Origin of the sequence: Streptococcus mitis (assembly GCF_003942695.1) — a bacterium.
Taxonomy (GTDB): Bacteria; Bacillota; Bacilli; order Lactobacillales; family Streptococcaceae; genus Streptococcus; species Streptococcus mitis_BD.
Genome location: NZ_RJNU01000002.1, coordinates 136084 through 155701, shown reverse-complemented (window position 1 = coordinate 155701; position 19618 = coordinate 136084). Strand labels below are relative to the sequence as shown.

At 41.5% G+C, this 19618-nt stretch carries 18 protein-coding genes; 7 read left to right on the top strand and 11 right to left on the bottom strand.

Features of this window, described 5'->3' with window-relative positions; translation table 11 throughout:
* Positions 1-34: 34 nt before the first annotated feature.
* On the top strand, positions 35-535 hold the full coding sequence (locus D8852_RS01945; protein ID WP_125424994.1) for a helix-turn-helix domain-containing protein: 501 nt from the start codon (positions 35-37) through the stop codon (positions 533-535).
* 149 nt (positions 536-684) lie between these two features.
* Here the strand turns inward: D8852_RS01945 and mutL are convergent, their stop codons facing one another.
* Complete coding sequence (mutL, locus tag D8852_RS01940; protein WP_125424993.1) at positions 685-2634, bottom strand: DNA mismatch repair endonuclease MutL; 1950 nt, start codon at positions 2632-2634, stop codon at positions 685-687.
* A 208-nt stretch (positions 2635-2842) separates the two neighbouring features.
* Here mutL and D8852_RS01935 point away from each other — a divergent pair, with 208 nt between their 5' ends.
* Positions 2843-3283, top strand: coding sequence for a LytTR family DNA-binding domain-containing protein (locus tag D8852_RS01935; RefSeq protein ID WP_125424992.1), 441 nt, complete (start codon positions 2843-2845; stop codon positions 3281-3283).
* A complete protein-coding gene (locus tag D8852_RS01930; RefSeq protein ID WP_125424991.1) occupies positions 3280-3738 on the top strand; it encodes a DUF3021 domain-containing protein in 459 nt (152 codons plus the stop codon). Before D8852_RS01935 ends, D8852_RS01930 begins: the two co-directional genes overlap by 4 nt.
* Before the next feature lie 42 nt (positions 3739-3780).
* On the opposite strand, the gene mutS is transcribed toward D8852_RS01930, so the two are convergent.
* Complete coding sequence (mutS, locus tag D8852_RS01925) at positions 3781-6315, bottom strand: DNA mismatch repair protein MutS (protein ID WP_125424990.1); 2535 nt, start codon at positions 6313-6315, stop codon at positions 3781-3783.
* Positions 6316-6365: 50 nt separating this feature from the next.
* Complete coding sequence (gene argR / locus D8852_RS01920) at positions 6366-6812, bottom strand: arginine repressor (RefSeq protein WP_061418468.1); 447 nt, start codon at positions 6810-6812, stop codon at positions 6366-6368.
* Between the two features lie 147 nt (positions 6813-6959).
* On the opposite strand from argR, the gene argS reads away from it, so the two are divergent.
* The 3 genes from argS (at position 6960) to D8852_RS01905 (ending at position 10713) form a co-directional block, all read left to right on the top strand.
* Positions 6960-8648: an arginine--tRNA ligase gene (gene argS, locus D8852_RS01915; RefSeq protein WP_125424989.1), complete on the top strand. Its 1689-nt coding sequence runs from the start codon at positions 6960-6962 to the stop codon at positions 8646-8648.
* Between the two features lie 361 nt (positions 8649-9009).
* Positions 9010-9255, top strand: coding sequence for a hypothetical protein (locus D8852_RS01910; protein WP_000084854.1), 246 nt, complete (start codon positions 9010-9012; stop codon positions 9253-9255).
* Positions 9256-9450: 195 nt separating this feature from the next.
* Entirely contained in the window at positions 9451-10713 is a 1263-nt protein-coding gene (locus D8852_RS01905; protein WP_125424988.1) for an NRAMP family divalent metal transporter, read from the top strand.
* Between the two features lie 84 nt (positions 10714-10797).
* Here the strand turns inward: D8852_RS01905 and nrdI are convergent, their stop codons facing one another.
* The 5 genes from nrdI to D8852_RS01880 all read right to left on the bottom strand — a co-directional run bounded on the left by nrdI (position 10798) and on the right by D8852_RS01880 (position 15501).
* Positions 10798-11268 (bottom strand): class Ib ribonucleoside-diphosphate reductase assembly flavoprotein NrdI, encoded by a 471-nt coding sequence (gene nrdI, locus D8852_RS01900; protein ID WP_125424987.1) that lies wholly within the window; start codon positions 11266-11268, stop codon positions 10798-10800.
* Positions 11269-11345: 77 nt separating this feature from the next.
* On the bottom strand, positions 11346-11879 hold the full coding sequence (locus D8852_RS01895; protein ID WP_084975960.1) for an ABC transporter permease: 534 nt from the start codon (positions 11877-11879) through the stop codon (positions 11346-11348).
* A 60-nt stretch (positions 11880-11939) separates the two neighbouring features.
* A complete protein-coding gene (locus D8852_RS01890) occupies positions 11940-13226 on the bottom strand; it encodes a response regulator transcription factor (RefSeq protein ID WP_125424986.1) in 1287 nt (428 codons plus the stop codon).
* A 12-nt stretch (positions 13227-13238) separates the two neighbouring features.
* Positions 13239-14909, bottom strand: coding sequence for a sensor histidine kinase (locus D8852_RS01885; RefSeq protein WP_125424985.1), 1671 nt, complete (start codon positions 14907-14909; stop codon positions 13239-13241).
* On the bottom strand, positions 14887-15501 hold the full coding sequence (locus D8852_RS01880) for a YesL family protein (RefSeq protein WP_125424984.1): 615 nt from the start codon (positions 15499-15501) through the stop codon (positions 14887-14889). The genes D8852_RS01885 and D8852_RS01880 overlap by 23 nt, the downstream gene beginning before the upstream one ends.
* A gap of 133 nt (positions 15502-15634) precedes the next feature.
* On the opposite strand from D8852_RS01880, the gene D8852_RS01875 reads away from it, so the two are divergent.
* Complete coding sequence (locus tag D8852_RS01875; RefSeq protein ID WP_125424983.1) at positions 15635-16204, top strand: MptD family putative ECF transporter S component; 570 nt, start codon at positions 15635-15637, stop codon at positions 16202-16204.
* 174 nt (positions 16205-16378) lie between these two features.
* Here D8852_RS01875 and dltD read toward each other — a convergent pair whose 3' ends face one another.
* From dltD to D8852_RS01860, 3 genes are all read right to left on the bottom strand, one after another.
* Positions 16379-17551 carry a D-alanyl-lipoteichoic acid biosynthesis protein DltD gene (gene dltD, locus D8852_RS01870; protein WP_125424982.1) on the bottom strand — a complete coding sequence of 391 codons (1173 nt, stop codon included), beginning with the start codon at positions 17549-17551 and terminating at the stop codon, positions 16379-16381.
* A gap of 47 nt (positions 17552-17598) precedes the next feature.
* Complete coding sequence (dltB, locus tag D8852_RS01865) at positions 17599-18753, bottom strand: D-alanyl-lipoteichoic acid biosynthesis protein DltB (RefSeq protein ID WP_125424981.1); 1155 nt, start codon at positions 18751-18753, stop codon at positions 17599-17601.
* Between the two features lie 171 nt (positions 18754-18924).
* Complete coding sequence (locus tag D8852_RS01860; RefSeq protein ID WP_000137507.1) at positions 18925-19617, bottom strand: methionine ABC transporter permease; 693 nt, start codon at positions 19615-19617, stop codon at positions 18925-18927.
* Between the last annotated feature and the right edge of the window lies 1 nt (position 19618).

The window sequence follows — 19618 nt, the reverse complement described above, 5'->3', positions numbered from 1 at the left end:
ATTGTTAGGATAGAAGTAGAAAAAGGAGGATAGAATGATGAAACTCGCAGAAAAACTATTTGAACTCAGAAAGAAAAAAGGTTGGTCCCAGGAAAAGCTAGCAGAACAAATCAATGTTTCTCGGCAAAGCATCTCAAAATGGGAGTCTGGTCAAGTTCTTCCAGAAATCGAAAAAATCATTGAATTAAGCAAGATTTTCCAAGTGACAACTGACTATCTACTATTAGATGAAAACTCTGAAAAAGATTCCATAGAAGTGATCTTGGAGGAAGATAAGGACAAATACTATAAAGAGGCTAAATCCTATGGTCTCTGGCAAGTGATTTATATTTTCGTCTTGGCTCTGGCTATCTATCTCTTTTTAGCTGGTTCTAGTTTTCCAGCCGAGTTCACCGCCTGGATTTGGCTGACCTTCGTTCTTTTGATTGCTTCAGCGATTGCTATCAGCAAGGCTCTCAAAACCAAACAACGTTATCTTGATAAGGTAATTGGTCCTGAGAATCCTTCCGACAAAGATGACTCTAGAAAACCTTGAATCACCTAATTCCGTTTTCGCAATATTTTTTAGAACTGGTCTTGTCAATCAAGTGTAAACTTCGTGTCAAGTTGCCCATACCCAATCAAGTTCCCACTTTAGAAAAACTAAAAAGCCTTGGTCAAAAGGAACAAAGGCTTTTTGTGTTCTTAATATTTCCCCAACTCACGAAGACTGGTGTGATTTTCCTGAATACGTCGAAACATTTTTTCCATATCTGACTTGGTAAAATGCACCAAAACCGGACGTCCGTGGGGACAGTTATATGGATTGTCACATTGAGAAAGCTGATAGAGGAGTTGTCTGGCTGAGTGGTCATCGATACGATGGTTGGCCTTGATAGATCGCTTGCAGGACATCATGATAGCCAGCTCTGCTCGGTATTTCTTGATAGAAACTTCCTTGGTCAGGAGCAGCATGTCACACATTTCATAGATCCCAGACTCGATTTCCTCCTCTGCCATCCAAATAGGATGTTCACGCAGGATGAATTGATTTTCTCCGTACTCTGCTAGAAAGACGCCCACTTCCTCTAAAAGTGCCATTCGTTCCTTGAGACGAAGCGCATCATCCGCAGGAAATTCAAAGATGTAGGGCACTAGGAGTTGCTGTTGACTCTGGTCAACATTGCCGATGCTTTCACGATATTCCTCGTACTTGACCCGTTCCTGCGCCGCGTGCTGGTCTATAATATAGAGCCCATCTCGCCCTTGGGCAAAAAGATAGGTCCCGTGCATTTGCCCGAAAAACTCCAACTCTGGGAAGCTGGATGATTCTTCTCTCTCCAGCTTGTCATAAGCCTTATCGAGGCTAGCAAGATCTAACTCTGGATGGTCTAGTTGGTCGTAGTTAACAGGCTTTCTCTCTGCAAAATGTAATTTTGCGGGCTTGGTCAATTGATCCAAGGTTTCCTTGGCGAACAGGGTTAGGTCTTTCCCTTCCTCAGTTAATTCAACCTGATGATCAGCCACCTCAACTTGACTGGGGCTGGTTTCCTCCGTTTTTTCATAGTAAAGCGTATTTTCTTTGAGTGGGAGAATAGTTTGCTCCGCCTTTTCACGATTACGCACGGTCGACTTGGCAAGATTTTCTAAAGCATCAGGAATCAAGGCTTGTTCCTTGAGACTATTTGAAATAGCTTCTGAAACCAGCGCCATTAGTTCTCTTTCCTTAGAAATCCGAACCTCTTGCTTGGTTGGATGCACATTGACATCTGCTAGGTAAGGATCGATATGGATGTGAATGACAGCCAGTGGAAAACGTCCCACCATGAGCTTGCTTCCATAACCGTCTAAAATAGCACGATTGAGCAAGAAATTCTTGATATATCTGCCATTGATGAAGAGGCTAATATAGTTGCGGTTGGCTCGGGTCAACTCAGGCAATGACACAAAACCTGAAATTTCAAAGTCTAGATCCGAATTCTCAATTTCAATCATCTTCTTGGCACTCGCCAAACCGTAAATCCCTGCGATGGCTTGACGCAGTTGACCAGTCCCTGCTGTCCGCGTCATTTCTTTGCCATCACTAATCAAGCTAAAAGAAATCTCAGGATGAGCCAACCCCAGACGATTGACAATATCAATGATATGAGACAACTCTGCTTGCTGGCTCTTCATATACTTGAGACGGGCAGGCGTGTTGAAAAAGAGGTCCTCCACACAAACCTTGGTTCCTACAGGACTAGTCGCTGGAATGATTTCCTCAACCTCTCCCCCACGCGCAACGAGCTTGGTCCCATGACTCGCACCATCCACCGCCGTCAACAGAGTCAGAACACTGACAGAAGCGATAGAGGGCAGGGCTTCTCCACGAAAACCAAGCGTCCGAATCCGAAAGAGGTCTGCTTGATTTTTTATCTTACTGGTCGCATGGCGACGGAGGGCCAACTCCACCTCATCATGGGCAATTCCATGACCATTATCGGTGATTTGGATTTTCTTGAGACCAGCTTCCTCAATCTCAATGATAATCTGGCTAGAACCCGCATCAATGGCATTTTCTACCAACTCTTTGACCACACTGGCAGGACGTTCAATGACCTCTCCTGCCGCGATCTGGTTTGCCAACACTTCTGGCAATTCAATAATATGAGACATCTTTCAGCCCCTTTCCGTATCTATTTTCCTAGAAATTGATTAGTGCTATTATACCATATTTCAGATGTTACCAGAAAAAGCAAATACCACATAGACTCCAAATCTCTCCACATAGGCAAAAGCTCTTGCCATGGGTCGTAAAATAGTGTTTAATAAAGGTGTACAAGAAGTGATCACAACCTTGTATAACTGAAAAGGAGGGAAATTTATGAAAGTAGAACTACAGATTAAGGAGACGTACAAGGAAGAAAAGCTGATTGTCCAAACTCCTCAGCCGACCGAAAAAGTCCAGAAAGTCATCGAGTTCGCTGAAAATCTTGACCAAAAAGAAACAATCAAAGGAAAGATTGAAGATCAGGTCTATCTAATTAAAATTAGTAAGATTCAACGCTTCTATATAGAGAATCGAAAGGTTCTAGCAGAAACTGCATCTCATACCTACACTATTGATTTGCGTCTCTATCAGGTTCTTGAAATGCTGCCGACAACTTTTATCCAAATTTCCCAATCTGAAATCGTCAATATCAACTCCATCTCTCATCTCAAGCTCACGCCCAACGGTCTGGTTGAAATTTTCTTAAAAAACGAAAGCTTCACCTACTCTTCACGCCGTTACCTAAAAACCATCAAGGAGAAATTAGAACTATGAAAAAACAAGTATTTCACGATGCAGCCACTGGTGTTCTTATCGGCCTCGTCCTCTCTATCATCTTTTCACTCATTTATGCCCCAAATACCTATGCGCCACTGAGTCCCGAGTCTCTCATCGGCCAAGCGATGGCTCAACATCAGGTTCACGGCGCCCTAGTTTTGCTCTACTGCACACTTATCTGGTCAGCTATCGGCGTTCTCTTTAGCTTTGGCAAGCGATTATTCAGCCGTGACTGGAGCTTGCTCCGTGCCACACTTTCCCATTTCTTCCTCATGCTGGCTGGCTTTGTCCCACTAGCAACTCTGGCTGGTTGGTTTCCCTTCCACTGTATCTTCTATCTCCAGCTTATTCTGGAGTTTGCGATTGTCTACCTCATCATCTGGACTATTCTCTATAAAAGAGAAGCAAAAAAAGTAGACCACATCAATCAACTCTTGGCTCATAAAAAGTAATAGAGAAAAATCCCACTCACAAATGCATGAGTGGGACTCTTTTTATAATTTTTGTTTGAACTCGACTAAGACATTCATAGCCTGCATAGGTGTCATGTTGTAAACATCCAGTTTAGCTAATTCTGCTAGAATAGGATGTTCTTCAGGCGCGTCAAAGAGTGACATCTGTTCTGTGACAGCACTTGTTTGTCTCATGGGAGCTGGACTTTCTGTTCCTTGATTCTCCAGTTGCGTCAAAATCTTATCCGCCCTTGCTAACAGTTTTGCTGGTAAACCAGCAATCTTGGCAACGTGGATACCGTAAGATTTGTCAGCAGGCCCTGGTTCAATCTTGTGAAGGAAGGTGACCTGTCCATCCTGCTCCAAGGTTGCCACGTGGACATTGACCAAGTGTTCCAAACTGGACTCCAGACTAGTCAACTCATGATAGTGGGTCGCAAAGAGGGTTTTGGCTCCGATATGTTCATGAATGTATTCGATGATGGACTGGGCAAGAGCCATCCCGTCATAAGTTGCAGTTCCCCGTCCCAATTCATCAAAGAGAATCAGTGAGTCCTTGGTCGCATGCGAAATGGCATTATTGGCCTCCATCATCTCCACCATAAAGGTTGATTGACCTGAAACCAAGTCATCTGCTGCTCCGATACGGGTAAAGATGGCATCAAAAATAGGCAAATGAGCGCTCTCAGCTGGTACATAAGAACCTAGCTGGGCCATAACCGCAGTCATGGCTAGCTGGCGCATATAGGTAGACTTCCCACTCATGTTTGGCCCTGTAATCAATTGAATGCTGGTATCTTCTGCCATCTGAATCGTATTAGGAATATAGGTCTGAGCTCCCATAACCTTTTCGACGACAGCATGGCGCCCTTTCTGGATATCAATTTGTGAATCGTCGCCAAACTCAGGTCGGATCAGATGCTGAGTTTCAGCCACAACTGCGAGACTTTGCAAGACATCAACCGTTGCAATTCCTTGGGCTAGAGCCTGCAAACGCTGTATATACTTGCTGACTTCCTCACGGATGCGCATAAAGATTTCATACTCTAGGTTGGCTGACTTCTCACGCGCCTCCAACATATCCCCCTCGATACGGGCTAATTCCTCAGTACCAAAGCGTTCTGAGTTTTTCAGCGTCGCCTTTCGGAAAAAGTGGACCGGCACATTCCCCAGTTGCGAATTGGTCACATGGAAATAGTAGCCATCCTTTTTATTGTAGTCAATCTTAAGCGTGCTGATGCCAGAGCTTTCTCTCTCCTTAGCCTCAATCTCAGCAATCCAGCCAGTCCCTTCTCTGAGCACACGACGGTACTTGTCTAAGGTCTCATCAAATCCCGTACGGATAATGCCACCTTCCGTAATCACGTGAGGAGCTTCAGGAGCAATCGCTGCGCTAATCAAATTCTCCAACTCAGGGATTCCATCCAATTGTTCGATAAGATAGGCCAGAGCAGGTTGCTCCATTGTCTCTAAAATCGCTCGAATCCGTGGCACACTGGATAAGGTAGTCGCCAACTGCAAGAGATCCTTGGGATTGGTCTTGCCAAAAGAAACCCGACTAGCCAAACGTTCGATGTCATAAACGCCTTTGAGACTGTCTGTCAAATCACTGCGCTCAAAGAAGTGGTCAAGAAAGACCTGCACCACCTCTTGACGTTGGATGATTCGCTCCTTATCAATCAAGGGACGATGAATCCAAGAGCGCAAAAGGCGCATGCCCATAGCTGTTTTGGTTTCATCCAAAAGCCAGAAAAGACTGCCCTGTTTCTTGCCTGAACGGGCATTCTCAACCAAATCCAGACTAGCCTTTGTCGCATAGTCCATCTGTAAGAAATCTTTGATTTCATAGCGGATAACTGGTTTGAGATGGTTCAATTCCCGCATCTGGGTCCGATGAATATACTGGAGCAGCTTACTAGCTGCCGCTTGCTCCACAGCTGCCAGTCGTGGATCCAGTAAATGGACGTCCTCAAAGCCTTCTTTCTCATAGGAAAGTACCAGATTCATCTGACGGCTGAGGATTTGTTCTTCTTCCTCAGACAAATCATAACCCAGCACCACTTCACGAGCCTTGAGGTTACGGATTTCCCCACAAACCAGCGTGAAATCCAATAAACCTGTCACATAAAAGTCACCGGTCACCAGATCCATATAGGCCAGACCAAACTGATTGCCATCACGATCTATGGCAACCAAGAAATTATTCTGACTATCCGGCTTACTGCTATCAACGACCGTTCCAGGTGTGATGACCTGGACCACCTCTCGCTTGACAACACCAACCGCTTGTTTGGGATCTTCCATCTGTTCGGCTATAGCAACTTTATAACCCTGTTCAATCAAAACATCAATATATTGCTGGGCAGAATGATAGGGGACACCCGCCATGGGTATCGGATTTTCTGCATTTTTATTACGACTGGTCAGTGAAATCTCTAAAATCTGCGCCGCATTGACCGCATCTTCGTAAAACAGCTCATAAAAATCACCCATCCGAAAGAGCAAAAAAGCATCTGGATATTGCTTTTTAATATCCACATACTGCTGCATACCAGGTGATAGTTTTTCTGTCGTCATATTGGCTCTCTCCTTGTCAAAAATAAGGCTTGGGAACAAGTCCCAAAACCCTATTCATCCTTCATCAAATCTAGCAAACGCTCTTCCATGAGCTTGGCAACATGCTGGTCTCGACAAATAACCAGTAAGGTATTGGCTCCCGCAACTGTTCCTAAAATCGCCTCGTCCTTATTTTCATCAACAATATTTGCTAAGACAGCCGCTTCTCCCAGCTTGGTATGAAGTACCAAAGTAAACTCTGCTCTCGCAACCCCTTCTAGATGATGCGACAAAAATTCTACCAAATCAATCTTTTCTGTTTCATTCGCTAGCACATAATATACCATACCATTTTTCTTAACCTTGATTAAGCCGATCTCGCGCAGGTCGCGAGACAAGGTCGTTTGCGTCACAAAGACATTCCGAACTTCTAGGCGATCTTGGATATCCTTTTGTGTAGCTAGTTTTTCCTCAGTGATCATCTTTTTAATCAACTGGTGTCGTTCTTTTTTTCTCATATCAACCTCTTACATGAATATTTATAACCGATTACGGGTTTATTTTTAGATATAATTATACCAAAAAAACTGAATAATTCAAAAAAATCTTTCTTCTTTCACTAAATTTATGATAAAATAGAATAAAAGTCCAAAAGGAGCCTACTTATGAGCACAAAAAAACTGATTGCTAGTGAATTGGCTAGCGTCATCGATAGCCTAGATCAAGAGGCTATTTTAAATTTACTAGAACAACCAAAAAACTCTGACATGGGAGATATCGCTTTTCCTGCTTTCTCACTTGCAAAAGTCGAACGCAAAGCCCCTCAAATGATTGCTGCTGAAATCGCTGAAAAAATCAACAGCCAAGCCTTTGAAAAAGTTGTTGCAACTGGTCCTTACGTCAACTTCTTCCTTGATAAAGCTGCCATTTCTGAAGCAGTTATCAAAGAGATCATCGAAAAAGGATCTGACTACGCTCAACAAACGGAAGGCAAAGAGCAAAATATCACGATTGACCTATCAAGTCCAAACATCGCAAAACCTTTCTCAGTAGGTCACTTACGTTCAACTGTTATCGGAGATGCTCTTTCTAATATCTTTAAGAAAATGGGCTACAACACTATTAAAATCAACCACCTTGGAGACTGGGGTAAACAGTTTGGTCTTCTCATGGTTGCTTATAAAAAATGGGGAAGTAAGGAAGCCGTAGAAGCTAATCCAATTGACGAATTGTTGAAATTGTACGTTCGCATCAATGCTGAAATCGAAAATAATCCAGCTCTTGATGATGAAGGACGTCTCTGGTTTAAAAAATTGGAAGATGGCGATCCAGAAGCAACTCAACTTTGGCAATGGTTCCGTGATGAAAGTTTGGTTGAGTTCAACCGTATCTACAAACTGTTGAACGTTGAATTTGACAGCTTAAACGGGGAAGCCTTCTATAATGACAAGATGGACGAAGCCGTGCAAATCCTTGAAGAAAAAGGTTTGCTAGAAGAATCACGCGGCGCTAGCATTGTCAACCTCGATGATGTTGAACTTCCACCCGCTATGATTAAGAAATCTGACGGTGCAACCCTCTACATCACACGTGACATTGCAACAGCTATCTACCGTGCACGTACTTACAACTTTGTTAAAAATGTCTACGCAGTTGGTCAAGAGCAGTCTAACCACTTTAAACAGTTAAAAGCCGTCTTGAAAAAAATGGGATTTGACTGGAGCGATGATATGATTCACGTAGACTTCGGTTTGGTAACCAAGAATCGTCAAAAGCTCTCTACTCGTAAAGGAAATATCATCCTGCTCGAACCTACCCTTCAGGAAGCTATCAGCCGTGCCAAAGCACAAATCGAAGCGAAAAATCCTGACCTCGAAAACAAGGAACAGGTTGCCCAAGCTGTCGGAGTGGGAGCTGTTAAATTCTACGACCTCAAAACGGACCGCCGAAATGGTTACGACTTTGACCTCGAAGCTATGGTTTCCTTTGAAGGAGAAACTGGTCCATACATCCAATACGCTTACGCTCGTATTCAGTCTCTACTTAGAAAAGCAGACTTCCAACCAAATGCTCAAGCAAATTACAGTCTAAGTGATGCTGAAAGCTGGGAAATTATCAAACTTCTCCAAGACTTTGCCCGTGTCATCAAACGCGCATCTGTTAACTATGATCCATCGCTCATTGCCAAGTATGCAATCAGCTTGGCTCAAGCCTTCAATAAATACTATGCCCACACTCGTATCTTGGATGAAAGTCCAGAGCGCGACAGTCGCCTAGCCCTCAGCTACGCAACAGCTGTTGTTCTCAAAGAAGCCCTTCGTTTGCTCGGAGTAGAAGCACCAGAGAAGATGTGATTCAGTACTAACAATTGGAACTAAAGTTCCTAATTGTTAGACGCTAGCCGCTTATATGCGAACTAGCTAACTGCTTCACTAGTCATGACCCCTAAATATAATCGATTTAGAGGCCATGACGTCGTAACTATGTTGATTTGGCTAGGCGCTTCACTAGTTCTGGGACATAAATATTATCGATTTATGTCCCAGAACGTCGTAACCAGTACGAATTGCCTAAACGCTTTACTAATTCACCAAACCAAATAAAATCGATTTGATTTGGTTCATGTCGCAATCTTTAAATCACTTAGTTGAAAAGCGAAAATTTCTTTCGCTTTTCTTATGTCATCAACTTTTTTATCAAACCAGGAGAAATTTTATGAGCCAGTATGCTTATATCTTAGTTCTTATCAGTCTTGTCGTTCTTTTTCTCATCAATAAGTACGAAAAAGAAAAACTTCAACAACTCCTTCAGGAACAGCTTCTGAGGGACGAAGCTTTCAAAACAGACATACGCGAAAGGATCCAAACAACGGAAAATATCAATGATGTGATTGACTACATCAATAAAGGTTACCGTTTGGGACTCCTGCTTTCTAAGGAAATCACTGAGCAACTGAAATAAGGGAATCCGAGAAGCTTTTTTCTCGGATTTTTTACTCCCATCAATACCATTTCTTTGTGATAATCATATCTTTCATATGATTTTTCTGAAATTTTCTAAATTTTTCAAAAATTCTCTTGCATTTTTCATAAGTTTCTTGTAGAATAGTAGCTATCTATTCAGATTATTCTGAAAATTCAAAAACAGGAGGTTTTTATGTCACAAGTTACTTCATCACACCAGTCTACCTGGACAAGCAAGCTAAAAGCAATGGGACCAGGAATCCTAATGGCTTCTGCTGCTGTTGGAGGTTCTCATATCGTATCCTCTACTCAAGCTGGTGGTTCTTATGGGTGGTCACTACTCCTCTTGGTTATCTTGGCCAATGTTTTTAAATATCCATTTTTCCGTTTTGGTGCCGAATATACTGCCGACACTGGTAAAACCTTGGTGGAAGGTTATGCCGAAAAAGGAAAACTCTATCTCTGGATTTTCTTTATTCTCAACGTCTTCTCTGCCATGGTTAATACAGCTGGAGTCGCTATCCTTTGCTCAGCTATCATCGCTAGCGCTTTTCCAATGATTGGTCTTAGCATCACTCAATGGTCCCTTATCCTTGTTGCAGTCATTTGGGCCATGCTACTCTTTGGTGGCTACAAACTATTGGATGGTATGGCAAAATGGATCATGTCTGCTTTGACCATTGCAACTGTTCTTGCAGTTATCATTGCAGCAATTAAGCATCCAGAATATAGCTCTGATTTTGTCGAAAAGACACCTTGGCAAATGGCGGCACTCCCTTTTATCGTTTCCCTCTTAGGATGGATGCCTGCCCCTATTGAAATCTCAGCTATCAACTCACTCTGGTCAGCCGAAAAGAAAAAAACCGTTAACTTTAATACAGAGGACGCCCTTTTCGACTTTAACGTTGGCTACATTGGAACGGCTATCCTCGCTGTATTCTTTGTGGCACTCGGAGCACTCATTCAGTATCCTACAGGTCAAGCAGTTGAAGCTGCATCTGCCAAATACATCTCGCAATTTGTGGGCATGTACGCCTCTGTCCTTGGCGAATGGTCTCGATATTTGATTACCTTCATCGCTTTCCTCTGTATCTTTGGGACAGTAATTACTGTCATCGATGGCTATTCACGTGTCAACCAGGCCTCCCTTCAACTCTTAGCAAATCAAAAAGAGGATAATCGTAAATCTTTGAACATCTGGATGACCATCACAGCTATCATTGGTATCGTCATCATCAAGTTCTTTGCCGGTCAAGTTTCAACCATGCTCCGCTTTGCCATGATTGGATCTTTTCTTACAACACCATTCTTCGCTCTTTTGAACTATGTGTTGGTGACAGGTGAAAATAAAAATCTTCCTTCTTGGTTGAAACTCCTCGCCATTGCAGGATTAATTTTCCTCTTTGGATTTGCCATCTTCTTTATCTATGCACTTGCCATCGGAAAAGCAGGTTAGTTCACAAAGTAGCACCCTCGTCTGGGTGCTTTTTTCTGCATTCAAAAGGCAGTTGAGAAAATCCAACTGCCTACTTGAACGATTCTAACTTTCTGAACCCAATCCATATAAGTCCGCGATAATCGCTGCGACCTTTTTAATATCTCCCAGCATTCCTCTCATTTCAAAGTCAGCCAATACAGGGAAACCAAAGCGCTGGCTGTACTGCTTGGCAGTCAGACAGTACTGGTTATTAAAATTGCGATTACCAGAGCCCACTACACCAAAACACTTACTGGCATTGTCTCCATAGGCGATAAAATCACCCACTGGAGTCGTTAAAATCTCAACATCGCCGTTATCGACACCATTTCCACCTTCTAGATAGGTTGGTAAAAAGGCGACATAAGGATGGTCCATCTCAAAGAAATCTTTCCCTTCCTTGACCAGATCCTTGATATGAATCTTTTGTACCTCAATCCCTTCGTACTGGGACAAGAGATAGTCCTTGAGTCGGGTTACAAAACTCTCTGTATTCCCACTCAAACTGATATACACTAAGGATATTTTTTTCATTTTGACCTCGATTTTTATGTTTACGATATAAAAAGAACTAACAAGATTGTAACTTGATAGTTCCCTTTTGTCAATACTTAGGCAGCTTCTTCTGCTTCAACTTCCTCAGCCAAATCTTTTTGTTGACGCCACATCTTGTAAAAGACAATGGCAAGGAAGAGGACATTGATAACAACAAATAAAATCGTTGTTCCCTTTCCAAGGACTTCTGTTCCTAGTCGCAAAGTTTCATCACGGATGGCTTGTACAGCATCTTGCATACCCATATAAGTATAAATCGAACCAACAATGGCAAGCAAAACATAAGCAATGTAAGCATAATTTGCATATTGCAAATGATTACGAACCAAGAGCACAATACCTGCGACTACTAAAATCGCAGATAAAATAATCAAAACGATGTTAACAGTCGAATGCGATAATTCAGCTGTCTTATGTAGATAATTAATCGTATCCTCCAGCTGCTGAGCGCTAATGCCTTGTACTTGTGCTTGACTGGCACCTAGTGCTTCTTTACTAGGTACTGGACTTAGTATTCCAAACAAAGACATAGCTGAAATCAATGCTGATAGGACTAATAAAACCCAAAGATAAATAGGTTTCTTTTTCATAATTTTTCCTCCTTAAGGTATTTTGGACATTATAGCATTTTTTGCACGTAAATACAAGTTTTACAGGGAACTTTCGACTTGTTTGCGGTAAGCTTTTGGTGATTTTCCGCACAATTTACGGAAAACCTTGTAGAAATATCCAACATTGCTGTAACCAACAGCATAGCAAACATCTTCAATACTATCATTGGTTGAAAGCAAGAGCTGTTGCGCTGCCTTAATCCGCTGTTTGTTGAGCAATTCTGCGAAGGTTGAGTTGGTTTCTCGCTTGATTAACTGACCGAGGTAGACAGGATTGATAAAGAGATCCTTGCTGATGTCCTTAAGTGATAACTCTTTCTGATAATCACGCCCGATGACTTCAAGAACACTCACCACATTTTCATTCATGCGGTACTGGCCAAAAAACTTAGTCAAGGTTTCTTTGATGTAGGCAACCAATTCTTCAAAGGAGTTAATAGCATGGATGGCTTTGACAATCTCGGTCATATCATCCGCTTTTAGATGCTCAAACAAGTGGAAGACATCCATGACAAACTGAGTAAAGAGTTGTTTGGTGATGGCCACGCGCGGTGTGTTCTCTAAGACAACCTTCTCCAGTAGGGTTAATTCTTCAATGATTTGATTGATATTTCCTTGGATAATCACGCGATAAATCGGTTCATAATAAGCAAATAAACTCTCGGATTTTTCTAGATTAACTGAACCGTAGAAGAGGGCTTTTTCAGCGTTGATCTTCCATTTTTCAAAGGCTTGTTGGTAGGGTGCTCCAAAAGGCGTTACTACGATTCCATCTAGTGGTTGATCAGAGATAAAAATCTGCCAGTCTTGACCTAAAACATAGTAAGGAATAGTGAAAGATCCTTGTTTTTCCTTTGAAAGGCCTATCCACCAGCTGTCTTTACCCGCTAAGAAGTTGGTAAATCCCTCTTCATCCAATTCTTGGCTGAGAGTTTGGCTTTGCTCCACCTTTTCCTGAAGCTGTCTCGCAATTTTTTCTAATAGATGACTCAACTCCACCTTATCCACTGGCTTCACCAAATAATCCACGACACTAAGGTTCATTGCTTTCTTGACATAGTCAAACTCCTGATAGCCAGACAGCAAGATATAATAGGCATCTGGAAGCAGCTCCTTCATCTCCTTGATCATCTCCAGTCCTGTCTTATCTGGCATATTGACATCGGAAATGATCACATCTACTGGATTTTCCTTGACGTAGTCCAATGCATCATCTGCGTGATTAGCTGTTGCAACGACTTGCATATCCCATTTTTCAAAGGGGATTAATCGCTTGAGCCCCTCTGTCACCATATACTCGTCGTCTACTAATAAAACTTTATACATTTCCCTTCCTTTCTATTCATTTTGAATAGTAATACGGTAACGAACACCTTCTTGCTCAGCTGACTCTACACTGATTTGGTAGCGATCCCCAAAATAGAGGACAAAGCGTTCGTGTACATTGACTATTCCAATTGACTGCTGCTCACCGCTGTAGCTTGCTTCGTGCTCAAAACTTCTCTGAGTTAGTTTTTCTTGCAAGCTTGCTAGTTTCTCAGCAGTCATCCCGCGACCATTGTCTACCACTAGGATTTCAACAAAACCCTCACCCTTCAAGACCTTGATACTGATCACATTGTCTGTTCGGCGGTGGTCAATACCGTGAGCAAAGTAGTTTTCTACCAATGGTTGGAGCGTAAACTTGGGAATCCTCATATTTTCTAATTCGGGTGCAATCTTAAAACCATAGGCAACTGACTTTGGATAACGCACCATACAGAGATAGCTGTATTTGCGACAAAATTCTAATTCTTGCTTCAGCGTCGTTTCCCGCTCGTCGGAGATATTATTGCGTAGTAAACTGCTAAATTCATAGATAATATCCGCCAGTTCATCTTGGCTTTCCATGACGGCATACATGCGCAGAAACTCTAAGGTATTGTACATAAAGTGAGGATTGATTTGAGCTTGTAAGGCCCGCATATTGGCATCTTTCTGACTGAGCTCCAGCTGATAGATATCATGGATATTTTTTTCCAGTCGATCCAACATATCATTGGTTGTTTCTGCAATGAGGAGCAATTCTTGATCTTTTTCAGAAGTATCGATCCGAAGTCCCTCTTCTCCTTGGGCAATCACCTCGATAGACTCTACCAAATCCACAACCTGCCTTTGGTAATTGGAGAAGGTCTGCCTCAAGGTCACATATAAAATAATAATAAAGAGAACACTCAAACCAACAATGACAGCGGAACTAGTTAAAATCCCAGTAAGAACAAAATCCTTAGGAACTGCTGATTGGACTTGATAGCCATGTGATGTCAAACCAACAATCCAATTTTCCCGTTCAGCTACTACATTTTCCCCTATATGAAACAATTCAGTATCAAAAGGGGAGGTGATCGTCACGGCCACAGGAATCAGACCGCGAGTATTATCAATTGCTTGGTAAAGTACATCTTGCGATAAAGAAATGTAAATAACACCTAGAGACTGATCGGAGTTAGGATCGAGTACTGGTATGGCAAAACTATTGGCTGCTGGTTTGAAATCCTCAGCAAGAATTTTCTCCCCGCTACGTTTCTCTCTAGTAGAAACGTAGACTTCCTTGTAGTCTTGCAAAACAATTGCAACACCTGTCACAAAGTCATTTCTTACATACAAATCATCAATGTTTTCATACAAAGATACTGAGACATAGGGAGACGCTTTACGTTGCAACAGCCAGTAAAAATAATCCGATGTACTCAGACTAAAATACTTATAAATCCCCTCTATCCGTGCTCGATTTTCAACCAGTTCCTGCGCTAGCTGAGTCGACTCCCTGTGGTAATATTCAATCTCACTCACTGTTCGAGTCGTTACACGTTGAGCTACTCGCTGGGCTTCTTTTTCACGGGAACTCCAGTCAGCATAGGAGAGCATGACCGCAAAACTTACAATGATGACAATCATCACCAAGGTATAGATGCGCAAGAGCGAGTGGAGCCAGAACGGCTTCATTTTATTTTGTCGCCAATTTTTCATGGATACTTTCATATACGGGTTCCAACATATCACTGATAAAGAAATGCCATACACCAATTCCTACGAAAAAGAGGAGGGCAGGCATATAGTAACCAATTCCTACAAGCATGACCGTACCAAATAAAACCTTGGCAATTGCCGGCAAATTCATAAAAATTCCGATAAGAGCGAGTTTTACAGTATTTCGATAAGAGAGCTCATAGTGAACTTGGAGTTTCAATGAAACGGTATAAGCCAAGAAAATGAAAGCAATGACAAGGATATTGAGAAAGGTCGCCAAGAGATGAAAAATGGTCTGGTGAGGCAATTGGATCAGGAGATATAGGCCATAGATCAAAATCAAATCCACACCTATAAAAGTGTAAAAGGTGAGATTGCTCTTGATAAAGTTACTCTTAAAAAGCCCCCAGGCTTCCTTTAAATTGTAAGCTCGGTAACTGTAGCCATGCTCCGCATACAAACTCATAAGGGTTGCACTAGCTGGTGCTAAGCCGAACACGATACCTCCTGCTAGTGTTAATAACCAGAAAAAAGCCGTCGCAATCATTCCTAAAAAGAAACGATTAAAGACGAATTCTAGAAACTTTCCCATGATATCCTCCTTAAAACAACTATGTAACTATTATATCATATTTCAAACGTTTTCAAAAACATAGAGCACCCATTTACAATCCTCTAAAAGCGTGATACAATTGATTTTGACAGTTTTATATAAGGAGATTCTCATGAAGAAAAATATCTTAACTACCCTCTTAGCCGTCGTCCTCTACTTCCTCTGTCTAGGAATCGGAGTAGTACTTGGACACTTGGTGGATTCAACGGGCAATATGTTCTATGCGCCTGCCTTTTCTGCCCTTGTCGGGGGTAGCGTCTACATGTTTCTTTTGGCAAAGGTTCCTCGTTTTGGAGCGATTACCACTCTCGGACTCTTTATGGCTCTCTTTTTTCTAGCTAGTAAACACGGCGCTGGCGCTTTTCTACCAGCTATCGCCTGTGGTCTTGCAGCAGATGCCATCGCTCATCTCGGCAATTACAAAGATCGAATCAAAAACACCCTCTCCTTCCTCGTCTTTGCTTTTAGTACAAGTGGCCCTATCTTCCTCATGTGGATCCGTCCCAAAGCTTACGTGGCTACCTTACTCGCTCGTGGAAAGTCCCAGGAATACATTGACCGTATCATGGTCGCTCCAGAGTTGGACAAAATCCTTCTCTTTGTTTCAAGCATCCTCCTAGGTGCCTTGATAGGTGCTTTGGTTGGGCAATTTCTAAGTCAAAAAATAGCTGATAAAATATAAGGTAAAAGCCCTGAAGACTAGCAATGCCTAGTTCCAGGGCCTTTTTGTATACAATCTTAAAATTCACTATAGATAAATTCTTGAATATTCGAAAAATCGGTCACAAAACAGTAAATCACGATGCTCAAGATAACCGTATAGAAAAATAGTGTCCACAAGATTAAACGCTGTGTGTTAGTTAGCTTGGTTTGCAAATTTGTAAAGTTCTTTTTCAACTTCCATCCATCCTTTCACTCCAACGTGCATCACGTCAAATAAAAAGTAATCATCATACTCTCTGTTTCCATAGTTTAATACGGTTGCACCATGGCTTTTTGCGACATCTTCTATTTTTTTATAAGTTTTTTCCCGCATCTCTCTTGAGACACCAGTGTAGTCATTCCATTTCCCGTTTACTGGGAAAATAATAACCTCAACTTCAATGCCCAATTCTTTGGCAACTGTCAAGAAAAGTTCCATATCTGAATACTCTGGTGACTCTAGGTAGCTCAAATCTTTATTAGAATCTTTCAGCGATGCATAGCGATCTTTTAAATAGGTATTGTAGTAGTTATTATCCACAGCATAGTCGTTGTTGTCTGTTTTCTTTTTGACCTCTTCCACAAACTGATCCGTCATCTTCTGCCAATCATAGTCTGGGGTTTTGTCTCCTAGCGAAGGATAATCTGATTTGGCATGTTTTTGATAAAAAGTCTGTTTTAGCTTAAAGGAATACATCGCGTTCTCAAACTCTAATAGTTTTTTATCAACAATAGTTCCTTTTCCATCTATGAAATAACTTTTGTATTTTTTGTAGATGTCATTTTGTTGCTTGTTCCCCTTGGTAATCTCGATAATGCGATTGATTATTTTTTCTTTCGTTTCTTTACTAATCCTGTCATTATCTAGCATGTGGAAAATATGTTCTTGGGAAGCCTTGTTCAAAAAGGCATCTTGATGGGTCCCATCTTTTTCAAACCACTGAACAGACTCTACTATAGCTACTTTTCGCTTACTCATAGATCCTTCAATAGAGCCCAAGGTCGTAGCCTGAATGATGTTTTGAGAATAACTGGTCCCAATCTGCATGATATTAAAATCGTTGTAGTTAAAAATTTTATTTGGATGATAGTCTTCATTTATCGTTGCGACCAACTCTGAAGAACCCATTAGAACCAGTGTATTGGGGGTGATATTGCTTGTTAGAATATCTCTACTTTTATACTTTTCATACGAGGTGCTATAACGAATACTGTTATCCTTGACTTTATAATAATCATCAATCTTCTTGACATACGTCACATTTAAAAGGGCAAGCGTCGCAATTACGAGCACAAGCGATAGTAAAAATGCTTTTAATTTAATCATCTCGTTTTATCCTATCCCTTCGATCTAGCCGATTTCTTTTCAATCTCTTATCTCTTTAAAATCGTCAGTAAGATTTTATAGGGTTCACCTGAAAAGATAAAGAAACCAATCATAACCAAATTCATGGTCACAAACCAACTTAGTAGCTTATACCAGTTTTTGTTTTTATTTTTCTTATAAAAATTGCTTTTCTTTTGATACACTTCAAATCCAGCCATCAAGACACCATGGTAAAAACCATAGACAATGTAGCTAACACTGAGACCATGCCAAAAACCCATGACCAACATATTGACCATATAGGCATAGGTTGCATTGTGTAGTCTATTTTTAAACCATTTTTTCCTGATAACCTGCATCAATACTCTTGAAAATACAAAATCTCTCAACCAGGTCGACAAGGTGATATGCCATCTAGTCCAAAAATCCTTGATATCGACACTCAAGAAAGGTTTGTTAAAGTTCATCGGTGTCTGAATACCTAGAATATTACTACTTCCAACGGCCATTAGACTATAGCCTGCAAAGTCAAAGAACAGATACAAGGTATAGAGGTACATATACTTGATTGAGTAAACGACTGTGCCAGTATTATTTAGAGCGAGTAACATCTGATAAACATAGGTTGATAAAACAATCTTGTAAAGGAGGCCTAGAACGATACGATACACACCGTCCCCTGCTAACTCTAGATACTCTTTTCGGGGCATGACCTCGTTTATCTCTTTTAAAAATCTCCTACTCCGATCAATCGGACCAGCACTAACTGTTGGGAAAAAGAGCAAAAACTGTAGATAATCTTTTACACTGATATTTTCTTTGATCAAGCCATCCGATATCTCTAGCATGATCTGAATGGTCTTAAAGGACATGTAAGAAATTCCAATAAAGGCCAACAAATGCAGAGAAGTCAGGGCAAAGACTTTATTGATTACCAAAGGAAGAATGGAAAGGAAAACCAGTGGTTTCAGCCACTTTGCCTCTATCCGCTGTGCTAGAAAAACCAGAAAATACTGGTAAACGATAAAGGCGAGTAAATAGACAATCATCGCTCGGCTCTTACCATAGATAGCTCCTGCAAATAAGAGGGAGAGCGCCAAAATATAGTAGTCTTTACGTTTTTCAAAAAAGTTTACCACAAAACTAATCAGTAAAACTATAAACAAGAGAAGGAAAAACTCATTCCCCTCGAAATAATTCATACCAGCCAAACTCCTTTTTCATTTTCTTATCTTGCTTCAGAACTTATCTTTCTAGTTTTTTCCTATCCTATCACTAGAGAGAATTAGCTTTATCTATTATACCATAATTTAAAAACTTTAAATGCCCCTGTTGGCAGCTTCCTAGAACAAAAAAGAGCCCTTCGGCTCTTTTTATTTATGACTTAATTTCTTGGTCAAGAAATCTCCCAAGAACTGAATTGTAAAGATAATCAAGATGATAATGATGGTTGCCAAGATGGTCACATCGTGATTGTAACGGTTGAATCCATAGGCAATGGCTACGTTACCGATACCACCAGCTCCAACTGCTCCCGCCATAGCTGTTTCTCCAACAAGGGAAATCAAGGTTACTGTCGTCACACGAATCAAATCTGGAAGACCTTCTGATAGGTAAACACCCACGATGTCCCAGAAGGTCGCACCACTCGCTTGAGCGGCCTCAATGACACCGCCATCCAGCTCAGCCAAGACAACCTGCACCTGACGGGCAAAGAAGGCAAAGACCGCAAAAGAAAGTGGGACAAGGGCTGCATTTGGCCCGATGCTCGTCTTGACGATTAAGTGAGACAGTGGCGACATGATTGCCAAGAGGATGATGAAAGGAACCGCGCGGAAAATGGAGGTAATCTTGTCTAAAATCCAAAAGATAACCTTATTTTCCAAAACACCACCTGGCGCTGTCAAGACGAGGAAAAGACCTGCCACCAGCCCCAAGAATCCTCCGATGATGAAGGAAAGAACTGTCATATAAAGAGTTAGGTAGATAGCCGTTCCCCAGCCTGCCTGACCAGCCCAGCCCATCTTGTAGACATTTGGTAAGTAAGTTTGAATCAACTCTGTCATT

Coding starts and splice junctions, on each gene's coding strand:
- D8852_RS01945 (WP_125424994.1), top strand. CDS start 35: ATGATGAAACTCGCAGAAAAACTATTTGAACTCAGAAAGAAAAAAGGT.
- mutL (WP_125424993.1), bottom strand. CDS start 2,634: ATGTCTCATATTATTGAATTGCCAGAAGTGTTGGCAAACCAGATCGCG.
- D8852_RS01935 (WP_125424992.1), top strand. CDS start 2,843: ATGAAAGTAGAACTACAGATTAAGGAGACGTACAAGGAAGAAAAGCTG.
- D8852_RS01930 (WP_125424991.1), top strand. CDS start 3,280: ATGAAAAAACAAGTATTTCACGATGCAGCCACTGGTGTTCTTATCGGC.
- mutS (WP_125424990.1), bottom strand. CDS start 6,315: ATGACGACAGAAAAACTATCACCTGGTATGCAGCAGTATGTGGATATT.
- argR (WP_061418468.1), bottom strand. CDS start 6,812: ATGAGAAAAAAAGAACGACACCAGTTGATTAAAAAGATGATCACTGAG.
- argS (WP_125424989.1), top strand. CDS start 6,960: ATGAGCACAAAAAAACTGATTGCTAGTGAATTGGCTAGCGTCATCGAT.
- D8852_RS01910 (WP_000084854.1), top strand. CDS start 9,010: ATGAGCCAGTATGCTTATATCTTAGTTCTTATCAGTCTTGTCGTTCTT.
- D8852_RS01905 (WP_125424988.1), top strand. CDS start 9,451: ATGTCACAAGTTACTTCATCACACCAGTCTACCTGGACAAGCAAGCTA.
- nrdI (WP_125424987.1), bottom strand. CDS start 11,268: ATGAAAAAAATATCCTTAGTGTATATCAGTTTGAGTGGGAATACAGAG.
- D8852_RS01895 (WP_084975960.1), bottom strand. CDS start 11,879: ATGAAAAAGAAACCTATTTATCTTTGGGTTTTATTAGTCCTATCAGCA.
- D8852_RS01890 (WP_125424986.1), bottom strand. CDS start 13,226: ATGTATAAAGTTTTATTAGTAGACGACGAGTATATGGTGACAGAGGGG.
- D8852_RS01885 (WP_125424985.1), bottom strand. CDS start 14,909: ATGAAAAATTGGCGACAAAATAAAATGAAGCCGTTCTGGCTCCACTCG.
- D8852_RS01880 (WP_125424984.1), bottom strand. CDS start 15,501: ATGGGAAAGTTTCTAGAATTCGTCTTTAATCGTTTCTTTTTAGGAATG.
- D8852_RS01875 (WP_125424983.1), top strand. CDS start 15,635: ATGAAGAAAAATATCTTAACTACCCTCTTAGCCGTCGTCCTCTACTTC.
- dltD (WP_125424982.1), bottom strand. CDS start 17,551: ATGATTAAATTAAAAGCATTTTTACTATCGCTTGTGCTCGTAATTGCG.
- dltB (WP_125424981.1), bottom strand. CDS start 18,753: ATGAATTATTTCGAGGGGAATGAGTTTTTCCTTCTCTTGTTTATAGTT.
- D8852_RS01860 (WP_000137507.1), bottom strand. CDS start 19,617: ATGACAGAGTTGATTCAAACTTACTTACCAAATGTCTACAAGATGGGC.